Origin of the sequence: Bacillus sp. ChL18 (assembly GCF_026241425.1) — a bacterium.
GTDB lineage: Bacteria > Bacillota > Bacilli > Bacillales > Bacillaceae > Bacillus > Bacillus velezensis.
Window position 1 is genome coordinate 83,601 of sequence record NZ_JAPHWE010000003.1, and the last position, 13,486, is coordinate 97,086.

General features: G+C 47.5%; 11 protein-coding genes and 1 pseudogene. 10 read left to right on the plus strand and 2 right to left on the minus strand.

The window, feature by feature from the left end:
- The first annotated feature begins 96 nt into the window (after positions 1-96).
- From opuAA to OQ477_RS16935, 3 genes are read left to right on the plus strand one after another with little or no spacing between them, the layout of a single operon-like run.
- The gene (gene opuAA / locus OQ477_RS16925; protein WP_015416756.1) at positions 97-1,353 is read left to right on the plus strand and encodes a glycine/proline betaine ABC transporter ATP-binding protein OpuAA; all 1,257 of its coding nucleotides are present in this window, start codon (positions 97-99) and stop codon (positions 1,351-1,353) included.
- On the plus strand, positions 1,354-2,202 hold the full coding sequence (gene opuAB / locus OQ477_RS16930) for a glycine/proline betaine ABC transporter permease subunit OpuAB (protein WP_003156639.1): 849 nt from the start codon (positions 1,354-1,356) through the stop codon (positions 2,200-2,202).
- Complete coding sequence (locus tag OQ477_RS16935; RefSeq protein WP_007409051.1) at positions 2,202-3,083, plus strand: glycine betaine ABC transporter substrate-binding protein; 882 nt, start codon at positions 2,202-2,204, stop codon at positions 3,081-3,083. Before opuAB ends, OQ477_RS16935 begins: the two co-directional genes overlap by 1 nt.
- 34 nt (positions 3,084-3,117) lie before the next feature.
- Here OQ477_RS16935 and OQ477_RS16940 read toward each other — a convergent pair whose 3' ends face one another.
- Positions 3,118-4,239 carry a M20 peptidase aminoacylase family protein gene (locus OQ477_RS16940; protein ID WP_265973300.1) on the minus strand — a complete coding sequence of 374 codons (1,122 nt, stop codon included), beginning with the start codon at positions 4,237-4,239 and terminating at the stop codon, positions 3,118-3,120.
- Positions 4,240-4,372: 133 nt separating this feature from the next.
- On the opposite strand from OQ477_RS16940, the gene OQ477_RS16945 reads away from it, so the two are divergent.
- The 4 genes and pseudogenes from OQ477_RS16945 to OQ477_RS16960 all read left to right on the plus strand — a co-directional run bounded on the left by OQ477_RS16945 (position 4,373) and on the right by OQ477_RS16960 (position 9,818).
- Positions 4,373-5,806: a YfcC family protein gene (locus tag OQ477_RS16945; RefSeq protein ID WP_174737841.1), complete on the plus strand. Its 1,434-nt coding sequence runs from the start codon at positions 4,373-4,375 to the stop codon at positions 5,804-5,806.
- Positions 5,807-5,897: 91 nt separating this feature from the next.
- Positions 5,898-6,383, plus strand: a pseudogene (locus tag OQ477_RS16950) (DUF6773 family protein); the annotation flags it as partial.
- A gap of 232 nt (positions 6,384-6,615) precedes the next feature.
- Complete coding sequence (gene amyE / locus OQ477_RS16955; protein WP_265973302.1) at positions 6,616-8,595, plus strand: alpha-amylase; 1,980 nt, start codon at positions 6,616-6,618, stop codon at positions 8,593-8,595.
- A 269-nt stretch (positions 8,596-8,864) separates the two neighbouring features.
- Positions 8,865-9,818, plus strand: a complete 954-nt coding sequence (locus OQ477_RS16960; protein ID WP_007609256.1) for an L-lactate dehydrogenase — start codon at positions 8,865-8,867, stop codon at positions 9,816-9,818.
- A 41-nt stretch (positions 9,819-9,859) separates the two neighbouring features.
- Here OQ477_RS16960 and OQ477_RS16965 read toward each other — a convergent pair whose 3' ends face one another.
- Positions 9,860-11,392 (minus strand): MDR family MFS transporter, encoded by a 1,533-nt coding sequence (locus OQ477_RS16965; protein ID WP_265973303.1) that lies wholly within the window; start codon positions 11,390-11,392, stop codon positions 9,860-9,862.
- Positions 11,393-11,505: 113 nt separating this feature from the next.
- On the opposite strand from OQ477_RS16965, the gene OQ477_RS16970 reads away from it, so the two are divergent.
- The 3 genes from OQ477_RS16970 to OQ477_RS16980 all read left to right on the plus strand — a co-directional run bounded on the left by OQ477_RS16970 (position 11,506) and on the right by OQ477_RS16980 (position 13,486).
- Positions 11,506-11,967: a MarR family transcriptional regulator gene (locus tag OQ477_RS16970; protein ID WP_032872770.1), complete on the plus strand. Its 462-nt coding sequence runs from the start codon at positions 11,506-11,508 to the stop codon at positions 11,965-11,967.
- A gap of 63 nt (positions 11,968-12,030) precedes the next feature.
- Positions 12,031-12,660: a LysE family translocator gene (locus OQ477_RS16975; RefSeq protein ID WP_007409057.1), complete on the plus strand. Its 630-nt coding sequence runs from the start codon at positions 12,031-12,033 to the stop codon at positions 12,658-12,660.
- A gap of 64 nt (positions 12,661-12,724) precedes the next feature.
- On the plus strand, positions 12,725-13,486 hold the full coding sequence (locus tag OQ477_RS16980; RefSeq protein WP_265973306.1) for a YqcI/YcgG family protein: 762 nt from the start codon (positions 12,725-12,727) through the stop codon (positions 13,484-13,486).

Sequence of the window (13,486 nt, forward strand, 5' to 3'; positions counted from 1 at the left end):
AAAGTGATGATACAAAATAAAAAGGGATTATGATGTTTGTTTGACTTATTACAAACGTGTTACGGTATTAAAGATTGCTTATTATGGAGGGAAAATATGAATTTGGATGAGAAACCAATTAAGATAAAAGTCGAAAATGTATCTAAGGTTTTCGGAAAACAGACAAAAAAAGCCATTCAGATGCTGTCCAGCGGAAAAAACAAAAAAGAGATCCTGAAAGCGACCGGATCAACCGTTGGTGTCAATCAAGCAAACTTTGATGTATATGATGGGGAGATATTTGTCATCATGGGTCTATCGGGGAGCGGTAAATCAACTTTAGTTCGGCTGTTAAACCGGCTTATTGAACCGACTGCCGGGAATATTTATATTGATGGTGACATGATAACAAATATGTCAAAAGACCAGCTCCGGGAAGTGCGCCGGAAAAAAATCAGCATGGTCTTTCAAAAATTTGCACTGTTTCCGCACAGAACGATTCTTGAAAATACGGAATACGGTTTAGAGCTCCAAGGCGTCGACAAAAAAGAGCGTGAGCAAAAAGCGCTTGATTCGCTTAAACTTGTCGGTCTTGAAGGCTTTGAACACCAATTCCCAGATCAGCTCAGCGGAGGAATGCAGCAGCGTGTCGGACTTGCGCGCGCATTGACGAATGATCCTGACATTCTTCTGATGGATGAAGCTTTCAGTGCGCTTGATCCGCTGATCCGCAAAGATATGCAGGATGAACTTTTAGACCTTCATGACTCTGTCGGCAAGACGATCATCTTCATCACGCATGATCTTGATGAAGCATTGCGCATCGGCGACAGAATCGTGCTGATGAAAGACGGTAACATCGTTCAGATCGGGACGCCTGAAGAAATTCTGATGAGCCCGTCCAATGAATACGTTGAGAAATTCGTTGAGGACGTTGATTTATCCAAAGTTCTGACAGCGGGCCACATCATGAAGCGCGCTGAAACCGTGAGGATTGACAAAGGGCCTCGTGTAGCGTTGCAGCTCATGAAGAATCTCGGTATTTCTTCTATTTACGCCGTTGATAAACAGAAACAGCTTCTCGGCGTCATTCACGCGGCGGATGCGAAAAAAGCGGTGGAATCCGACTTATCGCTTCAGGATATTTTAAATACTGAATTTACGACTGTAAACGAAAGCACGTACTTGACGGAAATTTTCGATGTCGTGTCTGATGCGAATATTCCGATCGCCGTCACGGACGATAAGGACCGCATGAAAGGCATTGTCGTAAAAGGCGCATTAATCGGCGCGCTTTCAGGAAATAACGATTATATAAATGTTGAAGATTCTGCTGAACAAGCTCAGGATTCTTCTGTTCAGGGGGTGAAGTAAATGGACAGATTGCCTAGAATTCCGTTAGCAGATATCGTTGACCGGTTTGTTGACTGGCTTACCATGACGTTCGGAGGTTTCTTTGACGGAATCTCAAACGGTTTGGCCGCTTTCGTAAACGCGATTGTGAGCGGTTTGGGTTTCATCCCGTCTATTTTATTGACTGTTATTTTTGCAGCTCTCGCTTGGTGGATCAGTACGAGAGGAATTGCACTCTTTACGTTAATCGGATTCCTTGTTATTGATTATTTAGGTTATTGGTCGCCGATGCTGCAAACGTTGGCGCTTGTCGTCACATCTGTTTTGATTTCCATTATTATCGGGGTTCCGATCGGCATTTGGGCGTCTCAGAAAGAAACGGTCCGCCGCATTGTTACACCGATTCTGGATTTAATGCAGACCATGCCGGCTTTCGTATATCTGCTGCCTGCAATTTTCTTCTTTAATATCGGGGTTGTGCCAGGCGTCGTGGCATCTGTTATTTTCGCGATGCCTCCGACGATCCGCATGACGGTTCTCGGTATTAAACAGGTTCCGGCTGATCTGATTGAAGCGACGGAAGCATTCGGTTCAACGACGTCTCAGCGTCTGTTCAAGGTTCAGCTTCCGCTTGCCACAAAAACAATTCTTGCCGGTATTAACCAAAGCATCATGCTTGCTTTATCAATGGTCGTTATCGCGGCCATGGTCGGTGCACCGGGCCTCGGTTCTGAAGTATACAGCGCCGTGACACAGTTGAAAACCGGTGTCGGAGTGGAAGCGGGTATCGCGATCGTTATCGTAGCGATTACACTCGACCGTATCACGCAAAACATTAAAGTGAAGAAGAAGAGCAGGGGGAATGCCTGATGCTTAAGAAAATCATCGGTGTCGGCGTTACCGCTGCGCTGGCTCTTTCTTTGGCTGCCTGCGGTTCACAGACTGATGGTAAGGCAACGGCTGCGGACCAGGTGAACAAAACCATTATCGGTATTGATCCGGGATCGGGGATCATGGCCCTGACGGATGAGGCCGTGAAGGATTACGGATTGAAAGACTGGAATGTCGTCACGGCGTCAAGTGCTGCCATGACGGCGACATTGAAGAAATCATATGACCGGAAAAAGCCGATCATCGTAACGGGCTGGACGCCGCACTGGATGTTCTCCAGATACAAGCTGAAGTTCCTTGATGATCCGAAAAAAACGTATGGAACTGCCGAGCAGATTCATACGATTACAAGAACCGGCTTCAGTAAGGAACAGCCTAACGCGGCCAAAGTTCTCAGCCAGTTCAAATGGACGCAGGACGATATGGGAGAAGTCATGATTGCCGTTGAGGAAGGCGAAAAGCCGGCCAAAGCCGCAGCTGAATATGTGAAAAAACACAAAGACCAAGTGGCTCAATGGACAAAAGGCGCCCATAAAGTCAAAGGGGATAAAATCAACCTGGCTTATGTGGCATGGGACAGTGAAATCGCAAGTACGAATGTAATCGGAAAAGTATTTCAAGACCTCGGCTATGACGTGAAGCTGACGCAAGTGGAGGCAGGACCGATGTGGACTGCGATTGCGACAGGCAGCGCGGATGCGTCATTGTCTGCTTGGCTTCCGAATACCCATAAGGCATATGCGTCTAAATATAAAGGCAAATATGAAGATGTAGGAACGAGTCTGACAGGCGTCAAGATGGGTCTGGTCGTTCCTCAGTACATGAAAAATGTCAATTCAATTGAAGATCTGAAGAAGTAATAAGGAAAAGCAGCCCTGTAAACGGGCTGCTTTTTTATGTTTCAAACGATTTAAGGACGGCGGCCGTTAATATCTCAACCCCAGTAAAGATGGCGCTTCGGTCAAATGTCATTTGGGGATGGTGAAGTCCCGGCTCCAGACCGCATCCTAGGCCGAGCATCGTCGTTTTTAAGTTCGGCACCTTTACCCCGTAAAAATGAAAATCCTCTCCACCGGTTGTCACAAGAGGTTCATCCAGATGTTCTTCTCCGAGAATGCTGCTGATCGCAGATGCCATGATGGCTTCCGCCTCCTTGTTTCGCTCGGCTGCCGGGAGGCTGTGTTCTTTTTGCAGTTCGATCTTTGCGCCGAATGCGGCAGCCGCCGCCTCACAGGCTCTTTCGGTTTCGGCGGTTAATTTCTCCATGGCGGCATTGGTTTGTGCGCGGAGATCAAGGCTGAACGATGCTTTTCCCGGAATAATATTGGAACTCTCGCCGCCAGCCTGAAGCTTTGTCATCTTCACGGAATGCGGGATGCCGGGATCAAGATGAATGAAGCTGAGTTTTTGGACGAGAAGAGCGGCGATTTCGATACTGTTAAGGCCGAGATGCGGTCTCGCGCCGTGGGCTTCTTCTCCGATAATCAGGCCTTCTATATGCTGGCTTGAGCCATGCAGAATGGACGGTGCGCATCGGCCGTTTGCCGTTTCCTGTACGGGGCGCACGTGCACGCCGTATAAGAAGTCAACATCATCCAGTACGCCTTTTTCAATCATTTTCAGCGCTCCGCCGCCCTTTTCTTCAGCCGGCTGAAAAATAAAGCGGATGGTGCCCTTCGGAAGTTTCGGCTGCCTCTTTAAAAGCATCATCGTGCCGAGCGCCATCGTCATATGTGAATCATGTCCGCATGAATGGTTCGCCTGAAAGACACCGTCCACTTCCTGCCACAGTGCGTCAATATCCGCCCGGACAGCCACAACGGGCGAGCCTTCTCCGGTTTCGCCGACAACCCCGGTACAATCATCAAACGTGCGGGTCCGGCAGCCGGCCTCTTTCAGTTTTTCAGTCAGATATTCAGTTGTTTGATATTCTTTCCAGCTTACTTCGGGATTGGCGTGCAGGTGGTCAAAAATATCCATAATGACTTGCTTTTCATGCGCTGTGAGTCTGTTCATGCCGTAAGTCCTCCTTCAAAAGCTGTCTGTTTTTTATTTTTGATATTGAAAACAGGCAATCGGTCTGTATATAATATAGCACATATCTGTATTTTCTGAATAGTTTATAAATTTAAAGCGGGATGGTGATGGTATGGCTGTGCCGAAGGCCGAACCTGTATTGAAAAAGAAGAAATTGTTTGTGATGCCTGATGCTTATGTGCTGCTGTTCATTGTCGCTTTACTATGCGCGATAGCGTCGTACATCGTTCCCGCGGGGGAATTTGACAGGGTGACGAAGGGCAGTGTGACGTCCGCCGTCCCGGGAAGCTATCATTCTTTAGACCAGTCTCCTGTCAGCCCGATCGCTTTTTTTACCGCGATTCAGGAAGGGATGACAAGTTCCGCGCCGATCATTTTTTTAATCCTGTTTACGGGCGGCACTATTGCGATTTTGGAGAAAACGGGCGCCATCAATGGATTGATCAGTAATGTCATCAGTACGTTCCGCACAAAACAGCTGCTGTTTATTGCGATTGTCGGATCTCTATTTTCGATCCTCGGCACAACCGGCATCGTCGTTAATTCCGTGATCGGTTTTATTCCGATCGGCCTGATCGTCGCCCGCTCGCTGAAATGGGACGCCGTGGCCGGAGCGGCCGTCATTTATATCGGCTGCTATGCCGGGTTTAACGCGACGATTTTATCGCCTTCACCGCTCGGGTTATCACAAAGCATCGCGGAGCTGCCGCTGTTTTCCGGTATCGGCCTGCGGATTGCCGTCTACATTTGTTTTCTGTTATCATCTATTTTATATATTTATCGGTATACGAGAAAACTCAGAAAAGCAAAGGACGCCAGTCTGCTGGGGAACGATTGGTTTCCGGCGGCAGGTTCACTCCCGCAGGTTTCTGAGCCGGAGGACAAGCATGTCCCGTTTACCGTCCGCCATAAATTGATTCTGGCTGTCGCGGCTTTGTCGCTTGCAGGCTTTTTATACGGCGCGCTTACTCTTGATTGGTCTGATTCAGAGATGGCCGCCGTGTTCATTTTTATCTCAATCGTGTCCGGCCTGATTGCGGGAATGGCGGCAAATGATATTGCAAAAACGTTTATTACAGGCTGTCAGGGGCTCGTTTACGGCGCGCTGATCGTCGGAATGGCGAGAAGCATTTCCGTTATCCTGGAACATGGAAAGCTGCTTGATACGGTAGTCAATGGACTTGCGTCACTGCTGCACGGTTTCAGCCCGATGGCAGGCGCCATCGGAATGTATATTTCCAGCGCCCTGCTTCATTTTCTGATTTCATCAGGCTCAGGAGAGGCGGTCGTATTTATTCCGATCTTGGCGCCGCTTGCCGATCTGATGGGTATCACGAGACAGGTCGCGGTTGAAGCGGTCATGCTTGGGGAAGGCGTCGTAAACTGTGTCAATCCGACTTCCGGCGTGCTGATGGCCGTACTGGCTGCCAGCGGCATTCCGTACGTAAAGTGGCTTCGCTTCATGATTCCGCTGGCGCTGATTTGGTTTGTCATCGGCCTTGTGTTTATCTGCATAGGCGTCCTGATCAATTGGGGTCCTTATTAACATTTTTGTCAATGATATTTCGGTTTATCATTATGAATCGGCAAGATATAATGGGAGTTGTAAGCCATTCTTAATAGTACGGGAGGAAGTCATGAATCAGCGTCGGAACAGACTTTCAAACGTGAATGGAAAGAGTGAGAGTGTGAAAGAGAAAGAACGAATGATTTGGTCAGAAGTCGGAATGCTTGTGGGCACACTGTCTTTGCTTGACATCATCGTACGCGGACTTGTTCTGAACTGTCCGTTTAGGGAATGGGCCGGTAGCTTGGCGGTTTTCTTCATTATAATTGTTTATTATTGTATCAGGGCGGGAGCGTCGGGAATGCTCATGCCGAGAATAGACACCAAAGAAGAATTGCAAAAGCGGGTGAAGCAGCAGCGGATAGATTCAATTGCGGTCACTTTTGCGGTAGCGGCGATTACGATGTACGACAGGGGGTTTCCCCATACATTCTTTGCTTGGCTGAAAATGATCTTTCTTTTTATCGTCTGCGGAGGCGTTCTGTTTTTGCTTCGGTATGTCATTGTGAAGCTGTCTTACAGAAGAGCGATAAAAGAAATAAAAAAGAAATCATCTTGACAGGTGGTTTCTTTTTTTGTTTGAAAGCGGGAAGTCTTTTTAATTGATAGGAATATAGATTTGAATTCACTCTGTCACGTTGCTTTGATAGAGAGAGTGTGATAAGTTGAAATGTAAGCGTTAACATAATTCTCCAGTCTTCACAACAGTTGAAAGGAGCTGAAGAAAGAGTAAGAGGAATTTTTGACTCCGCAGTCAGTCTTCAAAAATGAAATAAGGAGTGTCAAAAATGTTTGAAAAACGATTCAAAACCTCTTTACTGCCGTTATTCGCCGGATTTTTATTGCTGTTTCATTTGGTTTTGTCAGGCCCGGCGGCTGCAAACGCTGAAACTGCAAACAAATCGAATGAGATGGCCGCGTCATCGGTCAAAAACGGGACCATCCTTCATGCTTGGAATTGGTCGTTCAATACGTTAACACAAAATATGAAAGAGATTCGTGATGCGGGCTATGCAGCCATTCAGACGTCTCCGATTAACCAAGTAAAGGAAGGGAACCAAGGAGATAAAAGCATGAGGAACTGGTACTGGCTGTATCAGCCGACATCGTACCAAATCGGCAACCGTTACTTAGGCACTGAACAAGAATTTAAGGACATGTGTGCAGCCGCGGAAAAATATGGCGTAAAAGTCATTGTTGATGCGGTTATCAATCATACCACCAGCGATTATGCCGCGATTTCTGACGAGATTAAGCGTATTCCAAACTGGACCCACGGAAACACACAAATTAAAAATTGGTCGGATCGATGGGACGTCACTCAAAATTCCTTGCTTGGACTGTATGATTGGAATACACAGAACACTGAGGTGCAAACCTATCTGAAACGTTTCTTGGAAAGAGCATTGAATGACGGAGCGGACGGGTTCCGCTATGATGCCGCCAAGCATATAGAGCTTCCGGATGATGGGAATTACGGCAGCCAATTTTGGCCGAATATCACAAATACATCAGCGGAGTTCCAATACGGAGAAATCCTGCAAGACAGCGCGTCCAGAGATACTGCTTATGCGAATTATATGAATGTGACGGCTTCTAACTACGGGCATTCCATCAGATCCGCTTTAAAGAACCGTAATCTGAGTGTGTCGAATATCTCCCATTATGCATCTGACGTGTCTGCGGACAAGTTAGTCACATGGGTGGAATCACATGATACGTATGCCAATGATGATGAAGAATCCACATGGATGAGTGATGACGATATTCGTTTAGGCTGGGCAGTGATTGGTTCCCGCTCAGGAAGCACGCCTCTTTTCTTTTCCAGACCTGAGGGCGGAGGAAATGGTGTAAGATTTCCCGGAAAAAGTCAAATAGGAGATCGCGGGAGCGCCTTATTTAAAGATCAGGCGATCACTGCGGTCAATCAATTTCACAATGAAATGGCCGGGCAGCCCGAGGAACTCTCGAATCCGAATGGGAACAATCAAATATTTATGAATCAGCGCGGCTCAAAAGGCGTTGTGCTGGCAAATGCAGGATCGTCTTCTGTCACCATCAATACTTCAACGAAATTACCTGACGGCAGGTATGATAATAAGGCCGGCGCCGGTTCATTTCAAGTAGCGAACGGCAAACTGACAGGTACGATCAATGCCAGATCCGCGGCTGTTCTTTATCCTGACGACATTGGAAATGCGCCTCATGTCTTCCTTGAGAATTACCAAACGGGGGCAGTCCATTCTTTCAATGATCAGCTGACGGTCACCCTGCGTGCAAATGCGAAAACAACAAAAGCCGTTTACCAAATCAATAATGGGCAGCAGACAGCATTTAAGGATGGGAACCGATTAACGATCGGGAAAGGAGATCCAATCGGCACGACATACAACATCAAGTTAACCGGAACGAACGGCGAGGGTGCAGCGAGAACCCAAGAATACACGTTTGTCAAAAAAGACCCGTCCCAAACCAACATCATTGGCTATCAAAATCCGGATCATTGGGGCCAGGTAAATGCTTATATCTATAAACATGATGGAGGCAGGGCCATAGAATTAACCGGATCGTGGCCAGGGAAAGCCATGACTAAGAATGCAGATGGAATGTACACGCTGACGCTGCCTGAGAATGCGGATACGGCCAACGCCAAAGTGATTTTTAACAATGGCAGCGCCCAAGTGCCCGGACAGAACCAGCCCGGCTTTGATTATGTGCAGAATGGTTTGTATAACAATTCTGGTTTAAATGGTTATCTTCCGCATTAATGGATAGAGCCATCATCACATCAGCGTGCCGGCAAACCCCCGCTTCTGGGAAAGGGACAGCGTGTCTTCAATCACGCTGAAAAGATGACAACATCCTAAAACGGGTCCGTTTTAGGATGTTGTCAACAATCTGGAAACCATCATCGATATTTTTTGTCCAAAAATCAAACTTTTCTCTTGCAAAAGTTTGTGAAGTATTGCACAATATAAATGTGAAATACTTCACAAGTTAAAAACAGACACCACGAAACACTGGAGGATGAGCATACATGATGAACGAACGAGTGAACAAAGTAGCATTAATCGGAGCAGGTTTTGTTGGAAGCAGTTATGCATTTGCGTTAATTAACCAAGGGATCACAGATGAGCTTGTGATCATTGATGTAAATAGAGAAAAAGCCATGGGAGATGTCATGGATTTAAACCACGGAAAGGCATTTGCGCCTCATCCGGTCAAAACGTCTTACGGCACATATGAGGATTGCAAGGATGCCGATATCGTGTGCATCTGTGCAGGGGCCAATCAAAAACCGGGCGAAACGAGACTTGAGCTGGTCGAAAAAAATCTCGCCATTTTTAAAAGTATTGTCGGTGAAGTAATGGCAAGCGGATTTGACGGCATCTTCCTCGTTGCCACAAACCCGGTCGACATTCTCACTTATGCGACTTGGACATTCAGCGGCCTGCCGAAAGAACGCGTCATCGGCAGCGGCACGACACTGGATTCTGCGCGATTCCGTTATATGCTGAGCGAATACTTCGGAGCCGCTCCGCAAAACGTACACGCCCACATTATCGGCGAGCACGGCGATACCGAGCTTCCTGTATGGAGTCACGCCAATATCGGCGGAGTGCCGGTGCAGCAATTGCTGGAGAAAAATGCAGCTTACAAACAGGACGAGCTGGATCAGATCGTTGATGATGTGAAAAACGCGGCCTACCATATTATCGAGAAAAAAGGCGCGACATATTACGGAGTGGCGATGAGCCTCGCCCGCATCACAAAAGCGATTTTGCGTAATGAAAACAGCATTTTAACCGTCAGCACATATCTGGACGGCCAATACGGTGTAAACGACGTCTTTATCGGCGTCCCGGCCGTCGTCAATCGGAACGGTATCGCAGGTGTGACGGAACTTGAGCTGAATGAAACAGAACAGGCTCAATTCAGCCGCAGCGCAAACGTGCTGAAAGATATTCTCGCTCCGCATTTCGCTGGGTAAATAAAAAAGCAGTACATGACAAACGCCATGTACTGCTTTTTTTAATTCGCTTTTTTCGGCATTTCCTGAGAGGTTTTTACTCTCGCTTTTCCCATAAACAAAATGGTAACGGCCGCAATGACGATCGGCGCCAGCGCAAGCGTAAATACATAAGTGATGCTTTGCGACATGGCGTCAATAATGCGATCCAGAATGTGCGGCGGAATATGGGCGCGCGTGCCGGCCTGGAAAATGTCCTGCGGATTTCCGATGTTCTGCATCGCGCCGCCCGCTCCTTTCATGCCGCTGAATGAATCTGTGAGCTTATTGGTAAACACATTTGTCTGGATGGTTCCGAAAATCGTCACACCGAGCGTCATACCGAATGATCTCAAAAACGAATTTGTTGAGTTGGCGCTTCCGCGGTAACGCGGCTCCAGATCGTTCATGGACGCGGCCGGCAGCAGTGAGAAGTTGAAGCCGACGCCGAATCCTGAGATCAGCATGAATACCGTCAGCATCGTACGCGCCGTATCCGGTGTCATATTGGAAAGCAGCAGCATTCCGATAAAGAAAGCGACCACGGAAATCAGCATTAAATTGCGGAACCGCACTTTCGTCTGGAAAATTCCGCCGATCATACTTCCGATAACAGAACCGATCATCATCGGCGTCAAAATAAAGCCCGCGCTTGTCGCGGTGCTTCCGTACACAGCCTGAACGAAGATCGGGATAAACACCGCTAAAATGACGAACGTGGCTCCGTAAAGGAACGCCAGAATCTGTGCCGTGGCAAATAAACGGTTTTTAAACATCCAAAATGAGATAATCGGTTCTTCCGCTTTTCTTTCCACAATAAAAAAGGCGATAAAGAACACGGCGAACACAGCGAACAGACCGATGATCTGCACGGAGTTCCAATCATACGTTTTTCCGCCGAGCTCAAGAGCGAACATTAGACCGACAATGGAAACCACCAGCGTAATCGCGCCGGCCCAGTCGATTTTCTGTTTCTTGTGTTCAAGGGATTCTTTATAATAACGAAGAATGTAAAACAATGATAAAATACCGATCGGCACGTTGATGTAAAACACCCAGTGCCAGCTGATGGAGTCGGTAATGAGCGCGCCTAAAAGCGGCCCGAGAACGCTGGACAGGCCGAAAACGGCACCGAACATGCCCGACATTTTTCCGCGTTTCTCCGGCGGAAATAAATCAAAAATGATCGTGAAGGCGATCGGCATCAGCGCGCCTCCGCCGATTCCCTGAATGACGCGGTAAATAATGAGCTGATCCATTGTTTGGGCGATTCCGCATAATGCAGATCCGATTAAGAAAAGAATAAGACCGAATAAAAAGAAACGTTTGCGTCCGTACATATCGGACAGTTTTCCGTAAATCGGCATACCGGCCATAACGGCTACCATGTATGATGCCGTCACCCACGCGAATTTATCGAAACTTCCGAGGTCCGCCACGATATTTCCCATCGCAGTGGCAACGATTGTATTATCCATAGCTGACATTAAAATGCCCAGCAAAAGACCGATGACGACAAACTTCGTCGAGGCGTCCTTCGCGGCTGTTTGTTCCATGCTTTTTCCTCCCATACTTACTTTTGATCATTAAATTTGCTATGATCATATTAGATTTGCCGAAAATTATCTTGATCGTCAAGATAAATTGATTTTATAGGGAGGCCTGTCAGTTGTCAACAAGAAATACCAGAAGCGAGACGGAGGAAACCGCGATACAGTTATTCCGGAAGATGGCCACAAGGACGATCCTGTTTCATCAGGCGGCCGCTCAATCTCTCGGTCTGTTTCCGACCGATTTAAAATCAGCTGATATCTTAAATGAAGCAGGCCCGATGACCGCAGGCGAGCTTGGGAAAAAAACCGGCCTCAGCACAGGTTCGGTAACGGCGCTCATTGACCGGCTCGAAAAAGCGGGATATGTCATGAGGAAAAAAGACCCGGAAGACAAACGGCGGGTGATCATCGTGCCGCTGACAGCTGGAAAAGCGAATGTGAAGCAATTGTTCAGCTCCTTATCCCAGTCCACGATCAGCCTTTGCCGGCAATATAAAGAAGAAGAACTGCAGCTGATATTCGATTTTTTAGGAAAAGCGACGGACATGATGGAAGACGAGCTTGAGAAATTAAAATAATGTATCATAGCACGGCCCATTCATGAATAACTTGTACAAGTTGCATGAATGAGGGGGAAGCCAATGAACATCTTTTTAAGCTACATCGTTCTCGGGCTGTCATTGTCAGCACCTGTCGGCCCGGTCAATGCGGCGCAAATTGACAAGGGCATCAAAAACGGCTTTTGGCATGCATGGATTTTCGGTCTTGGCGCCATGGCCGCGGACGGGCTGTATATGATTCTGATCTATTTCGGGCTGTCTCAATTTTTGACGGCACCTTTCGTTAAAACGTTTTTGTGGCTCTTCGGTTTTTTTGTGCTGACCTATACGGGAGTCGAAACGTTAAAAAATATAAGGGAAGCCATGAATGTCAGAAGCGGAAAAGGAAAACCGGCTTTTTACAAAACATTCGGCGCGGGATTTTTTATTTCTCTTTCCAATCCGCTGAGCATTTTATTCTGGCTCGGCATATACGGGAGTATTCTCGCCAAAACCGCTGAATCCTTCGATGCAAATCAGCTTTTGATTTACAGCTCCGGCATTCTTCTCGGCATTTTGATCTGGGATTTCTGCATGGCGGTCGCCGCGAGCACTTTCAGAAATCTCCTTCATGAAAAAGCGCTCCGCTGGCTGACGGGAGCGGCGGGTGTGTCTTTGATCGTTTTCGGGTTTTATTTCGGATGGCAGGGGATTCAAATGCTCATCTCATAAATAGAAGAGTCACCCATCGCCTATCTCCGTCATAACGTATCTTGACGATACTGGAGGTGGGCCGATGGCAAGCGGGCTGTACACAAAAAGTTGCCTTGAGGAAAAGTTATTGGATCTGCCAAATTGGCAGAGAATCGCTTTTGAGCTTCTATCAGAAAAAGTAGGCGATAAAGCGGATACGTTTCCGTGCATTCCCGGACGTCAGGGATTTTTGACAGATCAGCTCCGGATATCCTTTGCGGGTGATCCCCGCGAAGACGGAACCCCGGAGGAAGTGGGGATGCTGCTGTCCGAGTACGGAAAGATCTCAAGGGATACTGGAAGATACGCGTCGCTGCTTGTGATTTTTGATACGCCTGAGGATTTAGCTGAGCATTATTCCATTGAGGCGTATGAAGAGCTGTTCTGGTCTTTTTTAAACCGGATGAGCGGCTGCGACCCGAATGACTGGCCGGAAGACATGCCGGAAGACCCTGAACATTATAAATGGGAGTTCTGCTTTGACGGCGAGCCGTATTTTATTCTGTGCGCGACGCCTGCGCATGAAGCGAGACAAAGCAGAAGCTTCCCGTTTTTTATGCTGGCGTTTCAGCCGAGATGGGTTTTCGAAGGATTAAATGATTCAACCGCGTTCGGACGAAACATGAGCCGGCTGATCAGAAAACGCTTAGAGGCGTATGATGAAGCCCCTCTTCATCCCCGATTGGGGTGGTACGGAGGAAAAGACAATTTAGAATGGAAGCAATATTTCCTCCGTGATGATGAGACGCAAGTGTCAAAGTGTCCCTTTTCTTATTTGAAAAGACTGTTTAAACCGACGAAATAA